This is a genomic window from Alteromonas sp. ABV2_168 (assembly GCF_056161165.1).
Map to the genome: position 1 here is coordinate 143,706 of NZ_JBSWYQ010000001.1, position 23,908 is coordinate 167,613.

The 23,908-nt window shown below is 49.9% G+C and carries 23 protein-coding genes; 14 read left to right on the forward strand and 9 right to left on the reverse strand.

Annotated features, from left to right (window positions below; translation table 11 throughout):
- Positions 1-2: 2 nt before the first annotated feature.
- Genes ACXAH4_RS00700 through ACXAH4_RS00715 form a run of 4 tightly spaced genes read left to right on the forward strand, consistent with a single transcriptional unit; the run spans position 3 to position 3,166 of the window.
- The gene (locus ACXAH4_RS00700) at positions 3-1,004 is read left to right on the forward strand and encodes a COX15/CtaA family protein (RefSeq protein WP_474842179.1); all 1,002 of its coding nucleotides are present in this window, start codon (positions 3-5) and stop codon (positions 1,002-1,004) included.
- The gene (cyoE, locus tag ACXAH4_RS00705) at positions 997-1,914 is read left to right on the forward strand and encodes a heme o synthase (RefSeq protein ID WP_474880295.1); all 918 of its coding nucleotides are present in this window, start codon (positions 997-999) and stop codon (positions 1,912-1,914) included. The genes ACXAH4_RS00700 and cyoE overlap by 8 nt, the downstream gene beginning before the upstream one ends.
- On the forward strand, positions 1,911-2,558 hold the full coding sequence (locus ACXAH4_RS00710) for an SCO family protein (protein WP_474842176.1): 648 nt from the start codon (positions 1,911-1,913) through the stop codon (positions 2,556-2,558). The genes cyoE and ACXAH4_RS00710 overlap by 4 nt, the downstream gene beginning before the upstream one ends.
- A 5-nt stretch (positions 2,559-2,563) precedes the next feature.
- Positions 2,564-3,166, forward strand: a complete 603-nt coding sequence (locus ACXAH4_RS00715) for a GNAT family N-acetyltransferase (protein WP_474842174.1) — start codon at positions 2,564-2,566, stop codon at positions 3,164-3,166.
- On the opposite strand, the gene ACXAH4_RS00720 is transcribed toward ACXAH4_RS00715, so the two are convergent.
- Positions 3,163-4,248 (reverse strand): polysaccharide deacetylase family protein, encoded by a 1,086-nt coding sequence (locus ACXAH4_RS00720; protein WP_474848638.1) that lies wholly within the window; start codon positions 4,246-4,248, stop codon positions 3,163-3,165. The genes ACXAH4_RS00715 and ACXAH4_RS00720 overlap by 4 nt on opposite strands.
- A gap of 21 nt (positions 4,249-4,269) precedes the next feature.
- Between ACXAH4_RS00720 and ACXAH4_RS00725 the strand changes: the two genes are divergently transcribed.
- Entirely contained in the window at positions 4,270-5,598 is a 1,329-nt protein-coding gene (locus ACXAH4_RS00725) for an MATE family efflux transporter (RefSeq protein WP_474880640.1), read from the forward strand.
- Here ACXAH4_RS00725 and ACXAH4_RS00730 read toward each other — a convergent pair.
- Both ACXAH4_RS00730 and nfuA read right to left on the reverse strand, forming a co-directional pair.
- On the reverse strand, positions 5,555-5,842 hold the full coding sequence (locus ACXAH4_RS00730) for a hypothetical protein (RefSeq protein WP_474842170.1): 288 nt from the start codon (positions 5,840-5,842) through the stop codon (positions 5,555-5,557). The two genes, ACXAH4_RS00725 and ACXAH4_RS00730, sit on opposite strands and share 44 nt — an antisense overlap.
- Positions 5,799-6,377: a Fe-S biogenesis protein NfuA gene (nfuA, locus tag ACXAH4_RS00735; RefSeq protein WP_119503141.1), complete on the reverse strand. Its 579-nt coding sequence runs from the start codon at positions 6,375-6,377 to the stop codon at positions 5,799-5,801. The genes ACXAH4_RS00730 and nfuA overlap by 44 nt, the downstream gene beginning before the upstream one ends.
- Before the next feature lie 126 nt (positions 6,378-6,503).
- On the opposite strand from nfuA, the gene ACXAH4_RS00740 reads away from it, so the two are divergent.
- Positions 6,504-9,092, forward strand: a complete 2,589-nt coding sequence (locus ACXAH4_RS00740; RefSeq protein WP_474880297.1) for a M14 family metallopeptidase — start codon at positions 6,504-6,506, stop codon at positions 9,090-9,092.
- Here the strand turns inward: ACXAH4_RS00740 and ACXAH4_RS00745 are convergent.
- Positions 9,081-9,749, reverse strand: coding sequence for a ComF family protein (locus ACXAH4_RS00745; protein ID WP_474880299.1), 669 nt, complete (start codon positions 9,747-9,749; stop codon positions 9,081-9,083). The two genes, ACXAH4_RS00740 and ACXAH4_RS00745, sit on opposite strands and share 12 nt — an antisense overlap.
- A 66-nt stretch (positions 9,750-9,815) precedes the next feature.
- Here ACXAH4_RS00745 and bioH point away from each other — a divergent pair, with 66 nt between their 5' ends.
- From bioH to ACXAH4_RS00760, 3 genes are all read left to right on the forward strand, one after another.
- A complete protein-coding gene (bioH, locus tag ACXAH4_RS00750; protein WP_474880302.1) occupies positions 9,816-10,622 on the forward strand; it encodes a pimeloyl-ACP methyl ester esterase BioH in 807 nt (268 codons plus the stop codon).
- 190 nt (positions 10,623-10,812) lie between these two features.
- On the forward strand, positions 10,813-11,145 hold the full coding sequence (locus tag ACXAH4_RS00755) for a hypothetical protein (protein ID WP_474880303.1): 333 nt from the start codon (positions 10,813-10,815) through the stop codon (positions 11,143-11,145).
- A gap of 16 nt (positions 11,146-11,161) precedes the next feature.
- Positions 11,162-12,025, forward strand: a complete 864-nt coding sequence (locus tag ACXAH4_RS00760) for a putative metalloprotease CJM1_0395 family protein (protein ID WP_474880305.1) — start codon at positions 11,162-11,164, stop codon at positions 12,023-12,025.
- A gap of 33 nt (positions 12,026-12,058) precedes the next feature.
- On the opposite strand, the gene ACXAH4_RS00765 is transcribed toward ACXAH4_RS00760, so the two are convergent.
- From ACXAH4_RS00765 to greB, 3 genes are all read right to left on the reverse strand, one after another.
- The gene (locus ACXAH4_RS00765; RefSeq protein WP_474880307.1) at positions 12,059-14,584 is read right to left on the reverse strand and encodes a hybrid sensor histidine kinase/response regulator; all 2,526 of its coding nucleotides are present in this window, start codon (positions 14,582-14,584) and stop codon (positions 12,059-12,061) included.
- Positions 14,585-14,689: 105 nt separating this feature from the next.
- On the reverse strand, positions 14,690-17,032 hold the full coding sequence (locus tag ACXAH4_RS00770) for a Tex family protein (protein WP_474880309.1): 2,343 nt from the start codon (positions 17,030-17,032) through the stop codon (positions 14,690-14,692).
- 192 nt (positions 17,033-17,224) lie between these two features.
- The gene (greB, locus tag ACXAH4_RS00775; RefSeq protein ID WP_474880311.1) at positions 17,225-17,710 is read right to left on the reverse strand and encodes a transcription elongation factor GreB; all 486 of its coding nucleotides are present in this window, start codon (positions 17,708-17,710) and stop codon (positions 17,225-17,227) included.
- Positions 17,711-17,895: 185 nt separating this feature from the next.
- On the opposite strand from greB, the gene ACXAH4_RS00780 reads away from it, so the two are divergent.
- On the forward strand, positions 17,896-18,186 hold the full coding sequence (locus tag ACXAH4_RS00780) for a hypothetical protein (RefSeq protein ID WP_474880313.1): 291 nt from the start codon (positions 17,896-17,898) through the stop codon (positions 18,184-18,186).
- 167 nt (positions 18,187-18,353) lie between these two features.
- The gene (locus ACXAH4_RS00785; RefSeq protein ID WP_474880314.1) at positions 18,354-19,436 is read left to right on the forward strand and encodes an alkene reductase; all 1,083 of its coding nucleotides are present in this window, start codon (positions 18,354-18,356) and stop codon (positions 19,434-19,436) included.
- Between the two features lie 63 nt (positions 19,437-19,499).
- Here ACXAH4_RS00785 and fkpA read toward each other — a convergent pair whose 3' ends face one another.
- Complete coding sequence (gene fkpA, locus ACXAH4_RS00790) at positions 19,500-20,282, reverse strand: FKBP-type peptidyl-prolyl cis-trans isomerase (RefSeq protein WP_303572435.1); 783 nt, start codon at positions 20,280-20,282, stop codon at positions 19,500-19,502.
- Between the two features lie 221 nt (positions 20,283-20,503).
- Here fkpA and ACXAH4_RS00795 point away from each other — a divergent pair, with 221 nt between their 5' ends.
- From ACXAH4_RS00795 to ACXAH4_RS00805, 3 genes are all read left to right on the forward strand, one after another.
- Positions 20,504-21,469 carry a WD40 repeat domain-containing protein gene (locus tag ACXAH4_RS00795; protein WP_474842400.1) on the forward strand — a complete coding sequence of 322 codons (966 nt, stop codon included), beginning with the start codon at positions 20,504-20,506 and terminating at the stop codon, positions 21,467-21,469.
- Positions 21,466-21,696: a SlyX family protein gene (locus tag ACXAH4_RS00800; protein WP_303572434.1), complete on the forward strand. Its 231-nt coding sequence runs from the start codon at positions 21,466-21,468 to the stop codon at positions 21,694-21,696. Before ACXAH4_RS00795 ends, ACXAH4_RS00800 begins: the two co-directional genes overlap by 4 nt.
- A gap of 121 nt (positions 21,697-21,817) precedes the next feature.
- Positions 21,818-22,513: a transposase gene (locus ACXAH4_RS00805; RefSeq protein ID WP_474880316.1), complete on the forward strand. Its 696-nt coding sequence runs from the start codon at positions 21,818-21,820 to the stop codon at positions 22,511-22,513.
- 41 nt (positions 22,514-22,554) lie between these two features.
- Here the strand turns inward: ACXAH4_RS00805 and ACXAH4_RS00810 are convergent, their stop codons facing one another.
- Positions 22,555-23,697: a DUF748 domain-containing protein gene (locus ACXAH4_RS00810; RefSeq protein ID WP_474880317.1), complete on the reverse strand. Its 1,143-nt coding sequence runs from the start codon at positions 23,695-23,697 to the stop codon at positions 22,555-22,557.
- Between the last annotated feature and the right edge of the window lie 211 nt (positions 23,698-23,908).

The following is a 23,908-nucleotide window of genomic DNA, read 5'->3' on the forward strand; positions in this document are numbered from 1 at the left end:
GCATGAGAAAGTTAGTCCTGTTTAGTCTGATCCTCGCGGTGGTTGTTATTATTCTCGGGGCCTACACGCGGCTCACCGATGCCGGGCTGGGCTGTCCTGACTGGCCGGGATGCTACGGGTTGCTCACCGTTCCGTTACAAGACCACCATGTTGAGGCGGCGAATGCCGCTTTCCCCGAACGTCCGGTAGAAGCGGCCAAAGCCTGGAATGAAATGATTCACCGTTACTTTGCCGGTGCACTGGGTTTATGTATTTTTACTATCGCTGCCATCGCTGTGAAGCAGCGTCACAGCGGCCGTACCGTACGCCTGCCACTGTTGCTTGTTGCACTGGTTATCTTTCAGGCTGCCCTGGGCATGTGGACGGTGACGCTGAATTTACTGCCGGTTGTGGTTATGGGGCATCTGCTCGGCGGCTTCACCATACTGGCGTGCCTGTTTTTACTGCATCTCAAATTACGGGAGAGTAAACGAAAGCCCCGGCGTATTAACAGCATCACCAAATTTGCACTGTTTGGCATGGCTATTCTGCTGATGCAGATTGGCCTGGGGGGATGGACATCAGCAAACTATGCCGCACTTGCCTGTACTGACTTTCCGGTGTGTGAAGATGGCTGGGCCTCCAGGCTCGACTTTTCCGGTGCATTCAGTGTGCCTTATGCCGAAACCTACGAATATGGCGCCCACGGATACGGTGAACGCATGACAATGCATATTGTGCACAGAGCCGGCGCGGTCATTACGTTTTTATATTTACTCTGGCTCGGCTTCAGGCTGTACAGCCGGGAGGTGGCTGCGCCGGTGAAAAGTGCCGCGCTGCTGCTCATCGGGGTGCTGATGATTCAGGTAACACTGGGCGTAAGCAACGTCGTGCTGAGTCTGCCCGTCATTGTGGCCGTTGCTCACAACATCGTCGCTGCCTGTTTATTACTAGTAATGGTATGGATCACTTATCAGGTGTCCCGTTATCAGGGTGATCCGCAACAGGGAGGAGCACATGGCTAAATCTGTTTCTGTTCATCAGCGCCGCTTAGCGACATCTCAGCCGGTCAGCTGGCGTGACTATTATGAGTTAACCAAGCCTAAGGTGGTTATGCTGCTGTTGCTCACAGCCCTGGTCGGTATGTGCCTGGCCACCGAGTCGCTGGTGCCGGCAAATGCACTTATTGCCGGTATGGCGGGGATTGGCATGCTGGCTTCTTCAGCAGCAGTGATTAATCATGTGGTTGATCACCGCATCGACGGTATGATGGCCCGGACTGTTAACCGGCCGGTCGTGAAGGGTAAGGTGAGTGTATCTCAGGCGCTGTTTTTTGCCGCTGTACTGGGGCTCGCCGGATTCGCATTACTGTGGTTTTTCGTGAATGCCCTTACCGCCATGCTAACACTGGCCAGTCTGGTCGGGTATGCGGTTATCTACACCATGTTCCTCAAGCGGGCGACGCCTCAGAATATTGTTATCGGCGGACTGGCAGGTGCAGCACCGCCGCTGCTGGGCTGGACAGCGGTTACCGGCGAGATTCACGCCCATGCTTTGCTGCTGGTATTAATTGTTTTTACCTGGACCCCCCCTCACTTCTGGGCGCTGGCGATACACAGGCAAAAGGACTACGCACGGGCAAACGTGCCTATGCTGCCGGTTACCCACGGGGAATCGTTCACCAAAACCTCGGTGCTGGCTTACACCGTGCTGCTGGTTCTGGTGTGTTTGCTGCCCTACCTTACCGGTATGTCTCACCTAATTTATCTGGCGGGATCGCTGGTATTGAATACAGGGTTCTGTTTGTGGGCATGCAGGTTAAAGTTTGCGGCTAAGCCCGACACGGCAATGAAAACATTCCGCTATTCTATTTACCATCTCATGTTATTGTTTGTGGTGCTCTTAATTGACCACTACTTACCCGTAACACTATGACTCAAAGAACCTTAACCGGCATCATCGCTGTGGTAGCGTTGATCGCCGGCATTGCAGGTGCCCTTTATATCGCTCCGCCTTCCGGTGAAAGCCGGGCACCGGAGTACTTTCAGGCTTATCCTCAGCCCAAACCACTGGACGATTTTTCTCTTACAGATGCTGACGGACAGCCTTTTACCAGGGAAAATCTGACCGGCGCCTGGACATTAGTATTTTTAGGCTACACTTATTGTCCGGATGTGTGCCCCACAACGATGGCGTCTTTAAATAAAATATGGCCTGAACTTTCGTATATAAAACCCGGGGCTAATACTCAAGTACTATTTTTGTCTGTAGATCCCAAAAGGGATACTTTTCAAAGGCTTAAAAGTTATATAAGTTTTTTTAATAAAGACTTCATCGCTGCAACCGGTCCGCACGCCGAAATATTCCCCCTTGTCAGGAACATGGGATTGATGTACTCATTAACTGAGGACACTGATAAAGCTGACTATCTGGTCGATCATAGCGCGTCGGTGGTTCTCATCAGCCCCGAAGCGGAAGTGCTCGGAAGGTTCAAACCAATAATGGAGCCCGGGAAGTTAGCGATCATAGACAGCGAGCAAATTCTTGCAGATATGCCTAAGGTGGTTATCACCCGGTAGTATTCATGACAGTAGTAGTACGTCAGGCAACCGCAAGGGATGCGACTTATGCGGTGCCGTTGTTACTGGATGCGGGAGAGCATTTACTTACGAAAATATATGGGGACGGCGACCGTGATACGGCGTTTGCTTTCCTGTCAGCGGCCTGGCTTCGCGGCACGGGACAATATGGTTTTGCCAATCACTGGCTGGCGTGTATAGAAGACGAAATTGTCGGCATTATTTCATGCTGGCATGACAGCCTTCCGCAGCACTTTGATCGGGATACATTGACATCGATTACCGATTTCTTTGGTCTTGATGAGGCTATTGATGTGGTGATGCGAAGTCAAACTTACACCATCGCGCTTAACCCGCCTATGGTGCTGGAAATGTCTATCGGACATCTGGCTGTAGCAGCCGGAGCCAGACGAAGTGGTGTTGCCACCATCCTCGTCAGGTACATGGAAAGCATGGCACGTGAACTGGGCAAATTATCTCTCGTCCTGGACGTAGAGGAACACAACACCAGAGCCATCGATTTCTATAAATCCATGGGCTTCAAATCAAGGCAGGGGATCCCGCCTTTCATTCAATTCACTAAAGGTATTGCGCCGGTTATCACTTAATCCGGATAGGTGCCGTCTTCGCCGGAAATAAAGAACGGTTGCGAAAACCAATAGTAGCGACCGTTTTGCGAATTCGACGGTGCGGTACAGTTAATACGTGAACGGCCAACCGGCAGCACGGTATTCAGCGTGTATGACAAGGTTTTGCCGTTGATGTTAACCGGCAGTGATTCACCCTGGTAGTAACAGGCGGCGCGGGTCAAGCCCACATCGTCGCTATTGGTGGTGAACGACAATGTTTCATCGATAACTCTGGCAGTGCGCTCAGGGTTATCGATATCGTTGTGTGTCACCGGCATACCCAAACTTGCAATTTTCACTTTCAACGGTGCCATGTTTGCAAAACGGCCAGCCGCGGGAAAGCGTGGTAATGCGGTAAAATCACTGTAACTGCTGATGCCGCCGGAATGCTGTCCGAATCCGGTGTATCCCTCTTTTGCCAGTTTATCAGCCAGTGTTTTATTGTATTCACCGAAGGGGTACGCCAGGTATTTCAGTGACTCACCGGTTTGTGCCGTGAGTTTCTTCTCCGCTTCTTCTACATTTTGCCATACCCGTTCTAACCAGGCCTCTTTGGACTCATCCTGCTGACGGTCCAGCATGTGCAAATGGTCCAGTGTATGGTTGGCAAAATCCACACCGTCTTTGTGCATGGCTTTTACATCATCCCAGCTTAACTGGTTTTTCAAGCGGCCAATTTCATCAGGATTGATAAATACGGTGTAGGGAAGTTTCAATGACTGCATCACAGGGTGACCGTTTTCAAGAATATTCCGGTAACCGTCATCAAAGGTGACCGCCACGGCATTTTCCGGCAATGTCTGCTTGTTTTTCAGCGCTTCTGTAATGTCCTGAAGGGGCATGACTTTGTAATTTTCCGCCAGCCAGGTCATGTGGGTTTTAAATTGTTCAGGTGTAACACTGGTGCTTGCCGGCGTGTCTTCAGATACGTGGTGGTAAAGTAAAACCACTGCACTGTCCTGCCCGGCAGCGGCCGCAGATTGTGCCATCACTAACAGCGTCACAACGCTGGCAAACACACCTTTTCCCCACTTCATTGCGCGGTTTCTGATAAGCTGCATGCATATTCCTTAAACTGTGTTATTTCCGTTTTGACCACGACCGCCACTGCTGGCTGGCCAGCCCATAAAACCTTACTGGCCATCGCTTTTCCCATGATCCTGGCCAATATTACCACTCCCTTACTCGGGCTGGTTGATACGGCCGTAATGGGGCATATGGATTCATCTGCCATGCTGGCCGGTGCATCTATTGGAACATTGATCCTCACGCAAATCTACTGGGTGTGCGGCTTTCTCAGAATGTCGTCCACTGGCCTGAGTGCACAGGCAAAAGGCGATCCTAAACAGCCCGGCTTACTCTCCGCAAAAGTACTGTGGCAAACAGGCGCGGTTGCCTTCGTTGCCGGCTTACTTATCGTTGCTCTGCAAGTGCCTGTATTGCAGGCAGGGCTTGCGTTAGCCTCATCCGGTGCTGAAGTGGGTTCTTATACCCGGGAGTACTTTAATATCCGGGTATTGGGCGCACCGGCTGCGATGCTCAACATGGCATTAACCGGCTGGCTGGTAGGTCAACAGAAAACCCGTCATGTGTTATGGATACAGGTGGCAGGCAACCTGTTGAATGCTGCGCTGGATATTCTGTTTGTGTATGGCCTTGATATGTCTGTTGGTGGTGTGGCGCTGGCCAGTGTGCTGGCTGAATACACCATGATGTTATCGGGCGTGGTGTGCGCCCTTAAGCTCACTACAGGGTGGCGTCCGCAGGCAGACTGGTTTAACCGCGCAGCACAAAAAATTCTGCTGAAGCTTAACAGCGATATGTTAATCCGGAACCTGGCGCTTCAGGCCTGCATTGCATTTCTGACCATTCAGGGGGCGAGGATCGGTGAAACCGCGGCAGCGGTGAATGCCATTCTCATGCAGTTTTTCGTGTTAATTGCACTGGGGCTGGACGGCGTTGCCTATGCTGTTGAAGCGCTTATCGGCGAAGCGGCCGGCGCAAATGACAAGGAACGCCTGGGCGGGCATGTGAAGCGGGGATTATTCTGGTCTTCGGCTTTTGCCCTCGTGTATGCCGCTTTGTTTTACCTTGCCGGTGATTTTATTATCGCATCTCTCACGGGGATTGCTGCGTTGCAAACCGCTGCGCAGGCTTATTTGCCCCTCATGGTGTTGTTGCCGCTGGTGGCACACTGGTGCTTTTTCTTTGACGGCGTATTTGTTGGGCTTACCCGCTCAGACGCCATGCGAAATACCATGCTTGTCAGTGCGGCTTTTGTGTTTTTTCCGGTTTGGTGGGTGTGTCAGTCACAGGGGAATGTGGCGCTCTGGTATGCCATGCTGGCTTTCCTGCTGGCGAGAGGTATCACTCTCGGTTTCGTTTTCTGGCGGCGGGATTCATCACTTTAAGACGTTGCCAAAGTATGGCCAGATAGCCACTCATGGCGATGACAAAACCACTGAACAGAACAATAAGCGAGATAAAATACAGCGCGGGATGGTAAGAGCTGATGGTCATCAGCGCCGTGGCACCCGCGATAAAGAGTGCCAGGCCTGTTTTGAACCGTCGCCAGCTGCGGTGTAGTGCAGTCAGCGACGCGTCAGACGGATTAATAATACGAGTGCTCGCCGGCTTCGTGCTCGGTGGCGTCACGCACACCTGTCAGTTCTCCCGGGAACTGTTCAAGTAACTGCTTTTCAATCCCTTCTTTCAGGGTGACATCGACCATTGAACAACCGTTACAGCCGCCACCAAATTGCAGAATGGCGAAACCTTCTTCAGTGATTTCAAGCAATACTACTTTACCGCCGTGGCTGGCCAGTTGCGGGTTAACTTCCGACTCAATGACATAGCTTACACGGTCAACCAGAGGCGCATTGTCGTCCACTTTTCTGGCTTTTGCATTTGGCGCTTTCAGAGTGAGCTGAGAACCCATCTGGTCCGTCACGTAGTCAATCTCTGCTTCTTCCAGAAACGGCGCACTCTCTGCGTCAACAATGGCGTCGAATCCGTTGAAGTTTAAACGGATGTCGCCGGGTTCAACAGCAGACGGAGGACAATAAGACACACCGCATTCCGCTGTTGAGGTTCCGGGGTTAACCACGAACACTCTGATGTTCGTCCCGGCATCTTGTTTTTCCAGCAGTTTTGCGAAGTGAGCCTGTGCGTCTTCTGATATATTGATCATTAACAAATCCTACGTTGCATCGTGATAGCGCATATAATAACAAATTTACCTGACTAAAACAGTCAAGTATTGCATGCTTTTATACAGGTGTGGTCAAAAGTACAAAAAACAACAGGAAAAAGAAAAATGGATTCAAGTTTCAGACGCGCAGGAAAATGGGTGTTCGCCCTTTTTGCTTTTGTCGTGTATTCAGCATCAGCAGCACCGGTATTTAAAGATACCGGAGGTAAACCGGTTACCGCTTATCTGCCGGCAAATACCAGCTATGACCCTGCTATTCCGACCCCTGAATCTTATCTTGGTACTGAAGTGGGTACCTGGCATGTACGCCATGATCAGCTGGCCGGGTACATGTATACTCTGGCAGCAGCATCTGACCGCATCAGCATTGAAGAAACCGGCCGCACCCATGAAAACCGTCCGTTATTGCTGCTCACCATTACTGCACCGGAAAACCGCAGCAAGTTACCGCAATGGCGGGAAAACCATCTTAAAACAGTGAACAGCGGGGCTAAAGCCGCAAAAGATGCGCCTCTGTTTCTGTACATGGGATACAGCATTCATGGAAATGAGCCTTCCGGAAGTAACGCTGCACTGGTCATGGCGTATTACCTGGCCGCAGCGCAGGATGAAACGGTAACAGATTTGCTCAGCAAAAATGTCGTGTTGCTGGATCCCTCATTCAATCCTGACGGTTTGTCCCGTTTCGCACAGTGGGCAAACATGCATAAAAGCAAAAATCTTGTCGCTGACGGAGAAAACCGGGAGCACAAGGAAGACTGGCCTTCCGGCAGAACGAATCATTACTGGTTCGACTTAAACCGTGACTGGTTATTGCTGACCCATCCTGAGTCACTGGCGCGGATCAAACAGTTTCAGAAATGGCGTCCTCATGTACTGACCGATCATCATGAGATGGGGCCGGACAGCACCTATTTCTTCCAGCCCGGTGTGCCGTCGCGGAAAAACCCGAATACGCCTGACGGCAATGTGAGGCTTACAGAAGCGCTGGCAGCTTTTCACGCCAAAGCGTTTGATGACGCAGGTCAGTTATACTTCTCGGAAGAAGGTTTTGACGATTTTTACTACGGGAAAGGCTCATCGTATCCCGATTCCATGGGCAGCATCGGTATTCTGTTTGAACAGGCAAGCAGCCGCGGACACGTACAGGATACGGTGAACGGAGAGCTGGCCTTTGCACAAACTATCCAGAACCATGTGACTACCAGTCTGAGTACGATTGCCGGTTCGCTGGCCAATAAGCCAGCCATTCTGAATTACCAGAATACATTTTTCTCTGAGACGGCTGACGCGATTGATAAGGATGAGCACTTCGGGGTGATTGTGGCTATGCCGGATGACAGTGGCCGTAAAGAGGCTTTACTGTCGATCCTCAATCAACATGAGATCCAATACAGTTACGCAAGAGATGACGAGGAAATTGATAACAAGCGCTACAGCAAAGGCAGTCTGGTTGTGCCTTTTAATCAGCCAAAATACCGCCTGGTAAAGAGCCTGTTTTCTACCCGTCAGCAATTTGCTGAGAACACCTTCTATGACGTGTCTAACTGGAATATCGCGCTGGCGTTTAATCTTGATTACGACGTGCTGAGCAAACGCGCCGGGCGTGGCATCAAAACGGAAGCCGGGCCGGTGAAAATGCCGGTACCGCTCGTTGACGGTGAAGCGTACGCCTATGCATTTGAATGGAAAAGTTACTATGCGCCGGCAATGTTGCAACAGCTGCTGGAAAACGGGGCCACAGTGCGCAGTGCTGAAACGCCCTTTACCGCCAAACTGACTGATGGCCGGAATCGTGATTTCGCAGCCGGAACCATTATTGTGCCTACACCATTATCACAGCCTGATGATCTGCTCAGCCTGTTACAGGATGCGTCGGCCTTAACCGGTGTGGAAGTGTTTGGTATAAAAAGCGGACTGACGCCGCAGGGCTCGGATCTTGGCGGTCGTACTCTTGCACCGGTAAAAGCGCCATCAATTCTGCTGGTGGGCGGTAACGGCACCAGTTCATCGGAAGCCGGAGAAATCTGGCACTATCTGGACACCCGTGTAGGCACCGCGCCGGTCATTGTGGAGCAGGACCGTCTGAGCACTATCCGCCTGGCTGACTACTCCCATATTATTTTCGTCAGTGGCAGTTACAGTGGTCTGAGCGACAAGCTCAACAATGATATCAGTGACTGGGTGAATAATGGCGGGGTGCTGATTGGACAGAAATCGGCGGTAAAATTCTTTGCACAAAAAGGCTGGCTGGATGCGGAAATCGTATCCCGCGATAAAGTCGACAGTGTTTTTCCGGTAGATAAGCTGACCTATGCAGATAAATCTGCGCTGGGTGCCAGTAAAATTATTGCCGGTGCCGTGTACGAAACCGGTATTGACCCGACCCATCCAATTTTCTTTGGTTACACGGGTAAAACACTGCCGGTATTTAAAACCAGTAATATGATTGTGCATGCTGACGCCGACCCGTTCACCAGGCCCGGTTACTATTCCGGCAGTCCGTTAATGGCCGGATTCAGTGCAAAACAACTGGAAACCATGATTGGCGGCACGGCATCTGTGCTGACTCAGCCAAAAGGTCGTGGCGTGGTGATTGGCTTTACTGACAACCTGCTTTTCCGGGGTTACTGGTATGGTACCGGTAAGCTGATGTCAAACGCGATCTATCAGTCAGGTCACTTAGTCCGCTAAGGGGAACCGGCAGGTCAGCGCCATCACCCAGACTTCTATGATGAGGTCAGGGTGATGTTGACGCAGCTGACCGGCGAGTACATTAGCCGTCGCGCCTGTGGTCATAACATCATCAATGATGGCTACGTGACGCAGCTCCTTACAGGGATTCACCCGAAAAGCGCTGTGCAAATTATACATCCGCTGGTCCTTTTTCAGCGTGTGTTGTGAGCGTCCGCCGGTGCGGTGGGCCCAGTCAGCGATGACCGGTCTGTCAATTCTGCGGCCAATGTGACGGGCCAGTTCTGTTGCCTGGTTGAACTGCCGGCGAAAAAAGCGGTGTAGTGGTATGGGAACGGGCAGTAAGGCATCCGGTAACAGTGTGTCTTCATCGATACACTGTGAGGTGAACCAGTTGGCAAGAATGGCCGGACTTATCTGGCAGCGCCGGAATTTCATGGCTTTGATGAGCTGGTCAAATGGCCAGCGATATTCTCCGCAGGCCCTTAAAGCACTGTAGGAGGGCGGTAAAAATTGCTGGCTGATTTTTTTGTAGCGCAGTAAATTACCCTGATAGCCAAGCTGTAACAAAAAGCGGGTATCAAATTTGCAGAACGTACACACAGGTAAGTCACTGTACTGATTACACAGCAAACAAGCTAAGTTGGGAAGTCGCATGGTTTAGTACTCTGTCAGCCCGGCAGTGGTGCTCTGCAGCGGCAAAATTGCAGGCATAGTCAAAGGATGTCATCAGTGTTAAATGCTAACGTCTCAGAAAATCTCGTCAGCCGTACCCGGGGTACAGGAAAAGATCTGGTTTTGCTTCACGGCTGGGGCATGAACAGTGGTGTGTTTGAACACTTCATTCCGTTGCTGGAAAGCGAATTCAGAGTGACCACCATTGATTTGCCGGGCTTTGGTGAAAACAATAGTGTACTGCCAAAAGAGCCCTACACCGTGGCATCTGTGGCAAAATTAATCACGCCGTATCTGCCGGAAAACTGCGTGGTCGCAGGATGGTCACTGGGCGGTCTGGTTGCACAGCAACTGGCTCTGGATTTACCGGAGCATGTAAGTGCCCTCATCACCATTGCCTCAACGCCCAGATTTGTTAACGGTCCCTGCTGGCCGGGTATTGATGCCGAATTGCTTGCCCAGTTTGAAACTCAACTGGCAAAAGATTACGGTAAAACTCTCGAGCGGTTTCTTGCCATTCAGGCCATGGGCAGTGATACCGCCCGCCAGGATATGAAAGCCATCAGACAAAGTATTACCGCATGGCCTTCACCGGCAGAAGAGGCGTTGAAAGCTTCTCTGGCGCTGCTTTCCAGTGAAGATCTCCGCGAACATATCGGGCGTATCAGGCAGCCGACATTACGGATATACGGACGGCTGGACAGTCTGGTACCGACCAGCGGGATTGACCGTATCTGCGAGCTGCACCCGCAAAGTGACACGGTTGTATTGCCCCACGCATCTCACGCCCCTTTTATTTCTCATCCGCAACAGTCTGCCGATATTATTCGTCAGTTCATTGGGGCGACCTTCTGAAGTACCTTGAGCTATATATTGATGTGATATCAGCATCTTAATGAGAAACGCGCCTCCAGCGGTTTACAGGAGGCGCGTTTTTTTATCTCCGGTACTTCTCATTTTACTCATTTTGGTCAATAATTAACCGTGAGAGAGTATGAGGTGCAGATTGGTGTGGTAGCCAATATGCAAAAAAGAGGTATCAGTCATGTCGAGTATTATTGGTAATAATATCAATTCGGCGATCGTGTCTGGCATGAGCGGCATTCAGAATGCCTATCAGGGCATGACACAGGCATCCGTGAATATTGCCCAGCGCGCAGCGCAAACCAGTGTTGAATTAAATGGCACCAGTCAGGTGCTGAATAATGCATCGCTGAACAATTTGTCGAATATCCGCAACACATTGCCCACCGGTGGTGACAGCCTGACGTCTGATTTAATGTCATTGCAGTACAACCGCAACAATGCCCTCGCTTCTGCAAAAGTGGTCGATACGGCGTTTGATACCGTCGGCACCATTATTGATACGCTGACCTGATCACAGCTTCAATATCATGAATATTGTCACGCCCGTTCCGACTTCGTTAGTGTTCACCACCGCAAATGTGAACACCGAGTCTGCACGCCGTGACAATTTACTGAAAGACACCATACCTCCTTCTAAGGACGCAGATCAGAGCGCGTCTGAGCAAGGGTTAGGTTCTGAATCAGACCGTGCAAGACTGCCCGGTCAGAAACCTGCTCCCGTAACCTATGAACGTCCGCAAATTCAGGTTGATGCCCGTGCTGATGCACTGCAGCAGAATGAAAATGCAGACAACCCTGAAGCTGCTACCGATAACGCTAATCAGGAAAGCGCAGGTAAAGAATCGGCGGAAGAGAAGCAGCAACAGCAGGCTCAGCAGCAGGAAGTTGAAGAGCTAAAATCCCGTGACCAGGAAGTGCGTCAGCACGAGCAGGCTCATGCAGCCCGTGGTGGCCAGTATGCAGGTTCTCCTCAATATCAGTATGAAACAGGCCCGGATGGTCAGCGATACGTAACTGACGGGGAAGTCAGCATTGATGTGTCCGATGCTGAAACGCCTGAGCAGACCGTTCAGAAAATGGAGCAAGTGCGCGCTGCCGCTTTAGCACCGGCTGAGCCATCTTCGCAAGATTTAAAAGTGGCCGCAGAGGCATCCCGCAAAGCAAATGAAGCCCGTCAGGAATTGTCATCCGGTGGTAACCCGGGCTCAACAGAAACTGAAAGCGGGGATAGTGCAGAAGCATTTTCTGTCGATGCTGTTGCTGACCGTTCGCTGGAAATTGGCGGCGATGCTTACCAGTCTCCGGCCATACAGTCACGTATTGGCGTAATTCAGCAATTCTATCAGGCCACTGTGACTCCGAAAGCAGGTGGTTTCTCCGCCAGCGCCTGATGCGTTTTAGCGGTATTTATTTTTAACCGGCATTTAGTCGTTGCTCAGATACTTCATTATTGTGTCCAGTAAGGTGTCTTTCTGCACCGGCTTACTGATGTGGTCATTCATACCCGCTGCACAGCAGGCGTCAATGTCCTGACTCATGGCGTTTGCCGTCAGGGCAATAACCGGTGTGGTAATACCCATTTCCTGTCTGATATGACGGGTTGCCTCATAGCCATCCATTTCCGGCATCTGAATATCCATCAGTACAATATCAAAGGTGTTGTCTACCATCTGTAGCACAGCCTCACGGCCGTTAGCAGCGCGGGTGATTTGAAGGCTGGTGGTTGAAAGCATAGCCAGAATCACTTCCACGTTAATATCGTTGTCTTCTACCAGCAGTAACCGCTGCCCCGAAAAAGTATTGTCTGACGTTTTTGTTACTGGTTTAACGGGCTTTATCTGTGTTGCGTAAGGCATGGTGACGGTGAAAAAGAAGTCAGAGCCTTTGCCTGTTTCACTTTCCAGTTCAAGCTTAGAGTCCATCAGCGACAACAGCTGATTACAGATATGCAGTCCCAGACCTGAGCCGCCATATTTGCGGGCGGTTGAGCTTTCAGCCTGAATAAAGGGTTCAAACAGGGTTTCTTTCTGTGCTTCACTGATACCGATGCCGGTATCTTTCACGCCGGCCTCAAATGTGCAGCTTTCCTCATCAATACGCAGTAGTTTCAGCCTGATTTCAATTTTGCCTTCAGATGAAAATTTAATGGCGTTACTGATCAGATTCGCCAGGATCTGCTTGAATCTCAATTCGTCGAATATCAGTACCGGAGGCAATTCAGGATCGATAGAGAAAACCAGCTTTAGCCCTTTATTCTGAGCCTGACCGTGGAAGATATCCGCCAGTTTTTTCAGACTATGGCGAATGTTGTACTGTTCGGCATCAAGCTCCAGCTTGCCGGCTTCAATTTTAGAGAAGTCGAGCAGGTCATTAATCAATTGCAGCAGCATTTCTGAAGAGTTAACGATCTGATTCGTAAGGCGTTTATGTTTCGGATTATCCAGTTTTTCGGTCAGCACCTGTCCAAAACCGATAATAGCGTTTAACGGAGTACGGATTTCGTGACTGATATTCGACAGGAAATCGGTTTTTAGCTTGTCCTGAAGTTCAGCTTTGGCTTTTGCATCTGCGTATAACTGGTTAGTGTGGCGTGATTTGCGAAGCAGATAGAGAATGATGAGCAGTGTGACAATACCCAGAACGATAACCACAACTAACCACTGATTGTAACGTTGCTGGGTTGCTCTGGCCGATTCTATGGCCGTGAGAAGTGCCGATATAGACTCATTTTCTTTCTCCAGTTCACTGGCTTTCTCTCTTTCCTGCTCTATCTGATGTACCAGATTCGCACTCTCAATTAATTCCAGGTCTTCGTACTTCTTTGCATCCAGATAGTCTTCATGAAATTGTTCGTACTGAGCAAATGCGGTTTTGTAATCTCCTCTGGCCGCTGTTATATGAGCAGCAATCTGTTCCAGCTCTGCACGCCAGGTCGTCTGCTCAGCAGTTCTGTCTTCGTCGTACATTTTACGGGAAATATCCAGAGCCTCTTCTGCCTCTGCATATTGCTTCATATCCAGAAACGCTTTTGCCCGCCATTTATAAATTTCGGTATCGTAAAATGCAGATGTCAGCGGATGAGAGGTAACGGCTTCCGAAAGAGGTAGTGCGAGATCGTACTGTCCTGAATTGAAGTAGGTCGTTGCCATACCGTACAGAGCAAGGTATTCAGAGTAGTTGATATCGATGTTCTTATCGTTGGCCTCCGCTTTTCTGAAGTAGCTGATGGCGGCATCATAATTGCCCCGGTTACGGTGCAATATCCCAATGTCGTACAGGTTGTCGCTGACCAGCAGCCAGTCTTGCTGACTGAGCGCCCCGTTGAGTGACTTCTCATAATACTCCAGCGCTATATCCAGTGAATTAATGGAATGATAGTAATCAGCAACCATGTAATTGTGCAGGGGGAGTAATTGTTCCAGCTGATTACTGAATATAAGCTCGCTGAGTGTATTAATGAGCCTGGCGTTAGAGGCAAATACCTGGTTTTCGCTGTAGGTCACAATCAGGTAGGCGATGGCGAGTGCACGGACATCAGGTGCAAGGGAAGCTTGCTTCAGGAGTCCTTCGAACAGGTAATAGCTCTTACTGTATTCAGCATTGATGCCATACATTCTGGCCAGGCCCGCGCGGATAACCGGGCCGGATTCTTTGTCCTGCGAGACAGATTCCAGCACCGCGAGTACGTTATCAGACGCAGAATGATGAATCTTTAGCATGTAAACGACGTAAAGCGCCCCGATGCGGGCTTTTTCTGTCTGTGTATAGTCGTCGCTCAGTAACCGGGATTCCAGTGTGTCGAGCACTTCACCGACCGGCATAGGGGTTTCCTGCCGGAGTCTTTGTTCAAAGCTTTCCAGTTCTGAAGTCAGGTTGGTGGCAGATACAGTCAGGCTGATAAACCAGAGCGCAACAGCCAGCGGGCGCCAGATAAATTTAATGGTGATCACAGTGACATATAGCCTGTCCAGAATGTTTTATTAAATTTACTCAGAGCGGCGGGTAAAAGCAAGAAAGCCGGCATCATGCCGGCTTTCTGAAGGTTCTGTCCGCAATTACTTCTGTTTAGCTTTAGCAAATGCATCTGCGAATGCATTGCCCATGGCAGCATTTGCCGGCGCTTGCGCCTGTCGGTTATTACCACCGCTATTACGACCGGGTTGACGTCCTTTACCTTGCTTCCCGGCAGGTTTCCCGGCGCCGCTCTGGCGCTTTTCAGCGGCCGGCGCAGGGGTATCGTCAAGGCGCATAGTAAAGGAAATACGCTTACGCTGTACGTCTACTTCCAGCACTTTCACTTTTACGATATCACCGGCTTTTACTATTTCACGGGGATCCGAGATGAACTTGTTGGTCAGTGCCGAGATGTGAACCAGGCCATCCTGATGCACACCCACGTCAACGAAAGCACCGAAGTTTGCCACGTTACTGACAACACCTTCCAGAATCATGCCCGGCTTCAGATCGCTGATGGTTTCAACGCCTTCTTTGAAGGTCGCTGTTTTAAATTCAGGACGGGGGTCACGGCCGGGTTTGTCCAGCTCTTTCAGGATATCTTTTACGGTTGGCAAACCGAATGCTTCACTGGTGAAGTCCTCCGGTGCCAGCTTACGCAGCAGATCGGTGTTACCAATCAGGTCGTTTACGGCGACCTGCGTACGGTCAACAATGCTGTCTATAACTGGATAGGCTTCCGGGTGAACGGCGGAGGCATCCAGCGGGTTTGTGCCTGCGGTGATACGCAGGAAGCCGGCTGCCTGTTCAAAGGCTTTAGGACCTAACCGTTCAACCTTTAATAAGGATTTACGGTCGCCAAAAGCGCCGTTGTTATCGCGAAATGCAACGATATTTTGTGCCAGTGTTTTGTTCAGGCCCGATACATAAGACAGCAGTGCAGGAGACGCGGTGTTCAGGTCGACGCCTACGGCGTTTACACAGTCCTCGATAACGCGATCCAGTGATTTGCCTAACTGACTCTGGCTTACGTCGTGCTGATACTGGCCAACACCAATAGCCTTCGGCTCAATTTTTACCAGTTCGGCGAGAGGATCCTGCAGACGACGGGCAATTGATACAGCGCCACGCAGCGATACGTCCATATCCGGCAGTTCTTTCGATGCCAGTTCCGACGCCGAGTACACCGATGCTCCGGCTTCACTGACCATGATTTTCTGAGCACCCAGCTCCGGCGCTGCTTTCAGCATTTCAGCAACCAGTTTATCCGTTTCGCGGGAGCCGGTACCGTTACCGATACTGATGAGCTCTACTTTATGCTGTTTGCACACATTAATCAGTGTGCGCATAGACTTATCCCAGGCGTTTTGCGGCGCGTGGGGGAAAATCGTATTTGTGGCTACCACCTTACCGGTTCTATCGACGACCGCGACTTTGACCCCGGTACGTAAGCCCGGATCCAGACCCATGGTGGTTTTCGCGCCGGCCGGCGCCGCCATCAGCAGATCATTAAGGTTTTTAGCGAATACGCTGATGGCTTCTTCTTCAGCCTGTTCACGTAAGCCCGAAAACAGTTCGGTTTCCATGTGCAGAGCAATTTTGATTTTCCAGGTCCACTGTACAACCTGCTTTAAAAACGCATCAGCAGCACGGCCTTTATCACTGATATTGTAATGATCGGCAATGATGAATTCGCAGTGTGACGGTGCCGTGGCATCTTCATTTTGCGGGTCTGCGTTCAGTTGAATATGCAGCATGCCCTCATTGCGGCCACGGAACATGGCAAGAGCACGGTGAGACGGCACACTTTTCAGTTTTTCCTGATGGTCGAAATAGTCTTTGTACTTAATGGCTTCCTGCTCTTTACCGGGAGCCACTGTACTGGTTACGAAGGCATTGTCATTCAGATAGCGGCGTACTTTCGCCAGCAGAGAAGCGTCTTCGGCAAACCGTTCCATCAGGATAAAGCGGGCACCTTCCAGTGCGGCTTTGGTATCAGCTACGCCTTTGTCAGCAGAAACAAACGCTTCTGCTTCGGCTTCCGGTGTCAGCGACGGGTCGTTAAACAGTTTATCAGCTAAAGGTTCAAGCCCTGCTTCAATAGCGATCTGACCTTTAGTGCGGCGACGTGGCTTGTAGGGCAGGTATAAATCTTCCAGCGTCGTTTTGCTGTCCGCTGTGGTGATGTCTTTTCTCAGCGCATCAGTAAGCTTACCCTGTTCTTCGATGGACTTTAAAATCACGCTGCGGCGATCTTCTAATTCACGCAGGTATGTCAGTCGCTGTTCGAGGTTACGAAGCTGAGTATCGTCCAGTCCTTGCGTTGCCTCTTTCCGGTAACGGGCGATAAAAGGAACCGTAGCACCCTCATCGAGTAATGAAACAGCCGCCTGCACCTGATTGGCATTAACGGCAAGTTCTTCGGCAATTTTGTTGATAATCATAAATAAGCTCTGTGGCGTTTTAATTTGTGTCCTGCTGGATTAATAAAGGGAGATGAGCACTCTGCCCCGAGTCGCTGCCAGCTGTTACCTAAATAGGGTGCAAAAAAGAGGCGTAAGTATATCACCGATGGCTTATGTCAGAAGGGCTTTTGTCTCAGCAAACTTCATTTCATGTCTCATTTAGCGGGTTTGCTATATCTTATCCGTCTTGTCGTACCAAATTTTATTTATCCACCATTCAAAGTTGCCTGCTTCGGTTTTGACAAAAATTTCATCTTCGGTGGTTTTTCCGATGAGTGCGCGGGCCATCGGCGCATCCACCGAGATATAGTCCTTGCGGCCGAAAATTTCATCATAGCCGACAAGGCGGAGGGTCATGGTTTTGCCGTCTTCATTTTCAATTTCGACCCAGGCACCAAAAAACACTTTGCCTTCCTGTTGCGGCGAGTAATCCACAATTTTGAGATTTTCCAGACACTTACGCAAGTAGCGGACCCTGCGGTCGATTTCCCGCAGACGTTTTTTATTGTACTGATAGTCAGCATTCTCACTACGATCCCCGAGACTCGCTGCCCAGGTGACTTTGCGTGTTGTCTCCGGTCTTTCTTCACGCCAGAGATGATCCAGCTCTGCCTGTAATTTTCGGTACCCATTCCGGGTAATAAGCGGTGTTCGCATTTGCCTTTTTCGCTATGTTTTTGTTTTTTCAGCTAATCAAAACTAAAATTACGTCGATAACTAGTTTGCAATGTGGTAATTGTGCATAACTTTTACAAGCTTATGCAGATTGTTTGCATGAATATTGAACAAATTTGTAAATAAAATGTCGTAGTAATATCCATTATTAACATGGAATAAATCGAGTGAATAACATTATGCAGCATGGGCAAACTCAGACAGAAGTAAAACGTGGTGGTCAGTCCTTCACGTCAAACGGTATTACTATTGCCGGCTTTCTGCTGTTTCTCACCGGCGTTATTCTGTTCTCCATCGGGATGATAGATATTTTAGTCCACATTAACAGTGTGAAAACCGCAGCGTTGCTGGTGGGTGGTATCGCCGCTTATAAAGTTGGTCATATGATGATCCGCCACTGCGCTACGTTAAGGAAGAGACCGGAGCGTCGCAGACATTTATTGTCAGGTAACAGCTGATACAGGGCTGACAGATATAACTTTTGATACAACAACCCCCTCCTTCGTGAGGGGGTTGTTTCGTTCTGGCCGCCGGCAGATTTAATGTTTGTAACTAAACTTCCCGATGATCAGGTGCGTAGGGAAATTACCTGCTATCCATCACAGTTAATTTCAGGGAAGCTAATATGAAATCACTATTTGAATCTGCCCGTATGGGCAATGTGGATGTGAATAACCGCATCTTTATGGCGCCGCTCACCCGTAGTCGCGCTGACGATACCACCGATGTGCCTGCAGATATAGCCCTGACTTATTATCTGCAGCGTGCAACGGCAGGACTCATCATTTGCGAAGCCACCCAAATCAATCCGCAGGGTAAGGGATATATCCGGACTCCCGGCATTTACAGCGCTGACCAGGTATCGAAATGGCGGGAAATCACAGAAGCTGTGCATGCTGAGGGAGGAAAAGTGTTTCTTCAGCTGTGGCATGTAGGCCGTATCAGCCACAGCCACTTTCAGCCTGATAATCAGAAGCCGCTGGCGCCGTCAGCGGTGAAACCGGATGTTGATGTGTTTTTTGATGGCGAAAAGCGTCCGGCGTCTGAACCGGAGGCGATGACTGTCAGCGACATTCAGTCAACCATTGCGGATTATCAGAAAGCTGCTGAGAATGCCCGTGAGGCCGGTTTCGACGGTGTGGAAATACATGCTGCCAACGGCTATCTGATTGATCAGTTCATCCGTGATAAGACGAATTTGCGGGACGACGAATATGGCGGCAGTATCGAAAACAGACTGCGCTTTCTAAAAGAAGTCACCCGTGCGGTACTCAAAGTCTGGGATGCGTCGCAGGTGGGTATCCGGCTGTCGCCGGTTGGTAATCAGAATGATATCGCTGACAGCGATCCGCTGGCGACGTTCAGAGAGGTGATAAACTTCTTAAACCCGTTGAATCTGGCTTACTTGCATATGGTTGAGCGCTTCCCGGGTATGCCCGCCAGTAACGAAGATCTGGCGACGCTCGTCACCTTGCGCGAACTCTGGCAGGGATTTTATATCGCTAACGGGGACTATGATTACCTGTCAGCCAAACAGGCTGTGGAATCAGGTTACGCAGATGCCGTTGCTTTTGGCCGGCCTTACATCGCTAACCCCGATTTGGCATTGCGTCTTGAAAAAGGCGTTGCGTTGAACGAGCCGGATCCGGATACATTCTACGCAGGTGAAGAGAAGGGATATATCGATTATCCGTTTTACAGTGAATAACAAAACGGCCCGTTAAGGGCCGTTTTCAATTCTGTTTCCGGCGCGGCCGGAGAGAGAAACAAATTACTCTGTTTCGCCTTCTTCAGTGTCCACTACTTCAATCAACTCAACATCGAAGATAAGCGTTGAGTTAGGCGTGATCAGACCGGTAGAACGTTCGCCGTAAGCCAGTTCCGCTGGAATAACGAAACGGAATTTTGACCCTTCTTTCATTAACTGAACACCTTCGGTCCAGCCGGGAATAACGCGGTTAAGCGGGAAAGTAACCGGCTCATTACGCTCGTATGAAGAATCGAACACAGTACCGTCAATCAACGTACCGTGGTAGTGAACTTTAACTGTGTCAGTGGCTTCAGGGCTCTTACCGGTGCCTTCTTCAATCACTTCGTACTGAAGACCTGAATCAGTCACAGTCACGCCTTCTTTCTTAGCGTTTTCTGCCAGGTAATCAGCGCCCAGCTGAATATTCTCTTCTGCTGCTTTTGCTGCCATTTCCTGCTGCTTTGCACGCATGGCTTCTTCACCGGCCTGAGCAAATTGCTGAATTTCAGCACGGCTGAACTTCATGTTTTCGCCCAGAGCGTCAGTGAAACCCTGTTTCAGCGTTTCAATATCCAGCGGTAAACCAACCTGTTCCTGCTGCTTTGCGCGGGTCGTGATGAATACGCCCATGCTTGCACCCATTGCGTAGGCGTGCTTCTGTTCGTCTGTCATGTCCGCAGCGGCTGTACCCTGTGCAGGTGCTTCTTTTGCCGCAGCTTCTTTAGACTGCTCATTTGTATTTGGCTGACAGGCAAAAAGACCTAAAGCAGCAACGGTTGATAAGGCGACAAGCGACTTACGCATAAACTTCTCCATTCTAATATTATGTTCGTCGCACCGCACGGGGACGACTGGCTTGTGTTATAAGGTATAAACTAATCAATTTAGCAAACCGATCAAAGTAAAATCATTTTGCTAAATTGATATTAAGGTCATCCGACCCTAACTGTTCCATGCTATGGTAAACACGGCTGCATATAAAGCGAAACCTGTAAGACATGATTCATCGACGATTGTTCCAAACAATGCCATTACTGGCGTTTTTACTTTTTTCAGTAACCGGATGTACTGTGCCTGATACCACCCCGGTTAACCAGTGGTGGCATGCAGAAGACGGCGCCTACGCCGCTGACATATCGCCGAACGGTGAGTACAGCGTGGTATCCGGTGTCGATAACGGTATCAACGTTTGGCACAATTTAGATGACAATGTGCTGTTTCACTGGCAGCACCAGAGCGAGGGCAACAATCTGGTCCTGGCTATTCATATTTCCGCTGACAATAAATTTGTGGTGACATCAGACCGCGAAGCTTTTGCGTTATGGAGCATTGAAAGTGGTGAGCCGGTAGGGTTCTGGCGCATTGATGAATCGACAATCCGCGATGTGGCGGTAACCAACAATGGAAAAGGGATCCTCGTTGGCCGCTCCAGCGGTAAAGTCATGTACTTTGAGCCGGAAACCGGACGGCGACTTGAGTTTCTGGGTCACCAGGAACGCATCAACTCTGTGGATATTTCACCCAACGGTGAATATGCCCTTACCGGTGGTAACGACTATGTGGCGTATCTATGGAGTACGCAGACAGGACAAATTATCCATACCTTTACTCACAGCAGCCGTATTTCTAAAGTGGCGCTGGATGATGCCGGACGCTACGTATTTACTGCAGACAGTAAACAGGGCTCTAAGGTGTGGGATGCACAAACAGGTGCGCAGATCAGCAACCTGAAGTATATTGCGCGCCAGAAAATATTTACTGATGCCGTCTTCTCTGAAGATGGTAAGCATTTACTTACCGGTTCACCCTCACGCAGTATCTACATGTGGGATGTTAAAACCGGTGAGCAGACCGGTGAATGGAAAGTGGCGGCGAAAGAAGGCACGAGGCCGGCAACTGCCGTGGTGTATGCCGTCGGGTTTATGGGTAACAACACACTGCTCTCTGAAAGCAGCAGTGGTTTAGCTGAATTATGGGCAATTGAAGAATGAGCGACACACTTACGCTGGAACACGCCATGCAGGAAATTGAAGAACTGCAGACCAAGGTAGCGTTCCAGGAACACACAATTGATACGTTGAATGAAGCACTGACGTCTCAACAATATCAAATCGAAAAAATGCAGGTACAGTTGCGTTTTATGATGGAGAAAGTCAAAGGCTTTGAACCGTCTAATATTGCTAAGCTGTCAGACGAAACTCCGCCTCCTCACTATTAATCTGTCTGCAACACCTGTCAGTGCAGGCAGTGAAATAATCTGTTGATTGTTTTAGATAATTGCATGAATCTTGTCTAAGCTAAGAAAACGACCCGTTAAATGACATAACGAAGCACTTTTCATGGCCAGAAAGTTAAGAACGTCTCCGGCAGGTATTCCGCAACTCGTCCAGCGAACAGGACGAAAAGGTGTGTCCCCGTTTCGGGATGACACAGACAGGCTGACCTATCTCGATTATCTCGGCCGTTATGCACAGCGTTATAATGTGGCAATGCATGCCTGGTCGGCAAGTAAAGACAGCATTCTTTTTCTGTGCACTCCCGCGGCCGGTGACGGTATCTCGTTAATGTTGCAGGCAACCGGACGACTTTATGCGCAGTACTTTCACCAGCGGTATGGCACCAGCGGAGCAATCTGGCGTGATCGTTATAAATCAGCACTGGTTTTAGATGATGAGCTGCTTTTGGAAGTGTACCGCTTCATAGAGCAGAAGCCGGTAAATGAAGCGTTGTGCAGTACGCCTGAACAATACGCCTGGTCAAGTGTCAGTGCCAATGCACTGGGGTTACCCAACACCATGGTGACGCCTCACAGTGCCTACGAACGGACAGCAAAACAACCGGAACAACGAAGAGCGCTGCATTTGCAACACTTGCAGCACCAGAATAACGATCTGGATGCAGATATTGCCAAGTCACTGAAAATGGGACTGGCTATGGGAGATCCCGGTTTCATCAAGCGCATTGAACAGGTTACCGGTCGTCGTTTGACGGAAGGTAAGCGCGGTCGTCCGCGCAAGAAGGCTGTGACGTCCTGAGCAGCTGAGCGGGTGATGGTAAACTGATTCACCCCTGCCGGTTACTGTGGATCAGGGCGCGGGTTTTCTTCACCGGCGGCTTCCTGTTCTTTCTCTTCTTTTGCCTCTTCGGCGTCGCTCCATTGCACACTATCTTCAAGATTACCGTTGATAGCCTGAATAAATGCATTTTTTAGAATGCCACCTATGGTCGCGAGAACCGGTGTGTCTACATTATTCAGTGAGCCGGAAATGGGAATGCGTGTGGCTATCTGATCTTCACTCTGGTTTTCGAACAATTCCGCAATAAAAGCTGACAGTGCTTCGGCAAGTCCGCGAAAGAAGCCATCATCATCCTCTTCGATGTCTCCTTTCCATGAAAAAACCTCAACCTGATGCAGAATAGGCTTGGCGTAGCCTGAAATTTCTCCGTCGTCGCTGGCCAGTTCCAGCGCCAGTTCTAATGTACCGGCTTCTAAATCGAAGGGTGCGTAGGTATCGAGGAAGTTTTTAAAATTCACCAGCGCCACATCGTTGGCCTGCAGATTGACATCGAAGGTTGGATTCTTAGTAGCCGGATTCAGTGAGCCCGACAGCGTAATGGTCCCTTGTTGCTCTGTATTTCCGCTGGCTTCGATGGTGGCAATGAGATCTTTTGACAAAGAGCGGCTGTTAACCAGATTTCTTGCTACAGCATGAATATCGTGCAGCTCAATGTTAACGGCGGGCTCTGAATCCGGATTGATGAAACGGACAATACCCCGACGGATTTCAAAGCGGTCAACTTTAAGCGGCACTAACTGATCCGCCAGATAAAGCCAGTTCTCATTTTCACCTGACTGACTTTCAGCATCACTTTTGCCATCTACGAAGTTTAGTTCCGGTGCGGTAAGGTCGACCTGCGCTACCAGTGCTTTATCCAGCAAGGCATTCCACAACAGGCTGAATTCTACCTGCTTTGCTTCAAAGAACGGTTGTTCTACCTCACCGGTCCGTTTCAGAATCACCACATCATCCAGACTGTAAGCGCCACGCCACAGCATAATGTCCACATCGCCAACACTACCGGTAAATTCTTCTCCTTCATCCAGTACGTCGTTGATGTACCACTGAGCTGCAAAGGGCAAACTGATGCGGACGACTATCAGCAGCCAGGCGAGGATCGCGAGTGCTTTTAATGTGGTTCTGGTTTTATGTCTGGCCATGGTCAGTCCGCGCTTAAATGAAAAATAAATAATCCGGAGGTATTTATTAACAATTCAAGTGGCGTGCCAGTGAATGTAAAGAGGAAAATGCTGCAGGGCTATAGGGTTAACGGTTTGTTTTAGCAGGAAAAACTAATGTGAGGCAGGCACCCGGGCAGGTCCGTGCGGCATAAACGCACACCCTTTTCCTGCTCCGGCGGGTAACTTTAAC

Coding starts and splice junctions, on each gene's coding strand:
- ACXAH4_RS00700 (WP_474842179.1), top strand. CDS start 3: ATGAGAAAGTTAGTCCTGTTTAGTCTGATCCTCGCGGTGGTTGTTATT.
- cyoE (WP_474880295.1), top strand. CDS start 997: ATGGCTAAATCTGTTTCTGTTCATCAGCGCCGCTTAGCGACATCTCAG.
- ACXAH4_RS00710 (WP_474842176.1), top strand. CDS start 1,911: ATGACTCAAAGAACCTTAACCGGCATCATCGCTGTGGTAGCGTTGATC.
- ACXAH4_RS00715 (WP_474842174.1), top strand. CDS start 2,564: ATGACAGTAGTAGTACGTCAGGCAACCGCAAGGGATGCGACTTATGCG.
- ACXAH4_RS00720 (WP_474848638.1), bottom strand. CDS start 4,248: ATGCAGCTTATCAGAAACCGCGCAATGAAGTGGGGAAAAGGTGTGTTT.
- nfuA (WP_119503141.1), bottom strand. CDS start 6,377: ATGATCAATATATCAGAAGACGCACAGGCTCACTTCGCAAAACTGCTG.
- ACXAH4_RS00740 (WP_474880297.1), top strand. CDS start 6,504: ATGGATTCAAGTTTCAGACGCGCAGGAAAATGGGTGTTCGCCCTTTTT.
- ACXAH4_RS00745 (WP_474880299.1), bottom strand. CDS start 9,749: ATGCGACTTCCCAACTTAGCTTGTTTGCTGTGTAATCAGTACAGTGAC.
- bioH (WP_474880302.1), top strand. CDS start 9,816: ATGTCATCAGTGTTAAATGCTAACGTCTCAGAAAATCTCGTCAGCCGT.
- ACXAH4_RS00755 (WP_474880303.1), top strand. CDS start 10,813: ATGTCGAGTATTATTGGTAATAATATCAATTCGGCGATCGTGTCTGGC.
- ACXAH4_RS00760 (WP_474880305.1), top strand. CDS start 11,162: ATGAATATTGTCACGCCCGTTCCGACTTCGTTAGTGTTCACCACCGCA.
- ACXAH4_RS00770 (WP_474880309.1), bottom strand. CDS start 17,032: ATGATTATCAACAAAATTGCCGAAGAACTTGCCGTTAATGCCAATCAG.
- greB (WP_474880311.1), bottom strand. CDS start 17,710: ATGCGAACACCGCTTATTACCCGGAATGGGTACCGAAAATTACAGGCA.
- ACXAH4_RS00785 (WP_474880314.1), top strand. CDS start 18,354: ATGAAATCACTATTTGAATCTGCCCGTATGGGCAATGTGGATGTGAAT.
- fkpA (WP_303572435.1), bottom strand. CDS start 20,282: ATGCGTAAGTCGCTTGTCGCCTTATCAACCGTTGCTGCTTTAGGTCTT.
- ACXAH4_RS00795 (WP_474842400.1), top strand. CDS start 20,504: ATGCCATTACTGGCGTTTTTACTTTTTTCAGTAACCGGATGTACTGTG.
- ACXAH4_RS00800 (WP_303572434.1), top strand. CDS start 21,466: ATGAGCGACACACTTACGCTGGAACACGCCATGCAGGAAATTGAAGAA.
- ACXAH4_RS00805 (WP_474880316.1), top strand. CDS start 21,818: ATGGCCAGAAAGTTAAGAACGTCTCCGGCAGGTATTCCGCAACTCGTC.
- ACXAH4_RS00810 (WP_474880317.1), bottom strand. CDS start 23,697: ATGGCCAGACATAAAACCAGAACCACATTAAAAGCACTCGCGATCCTC.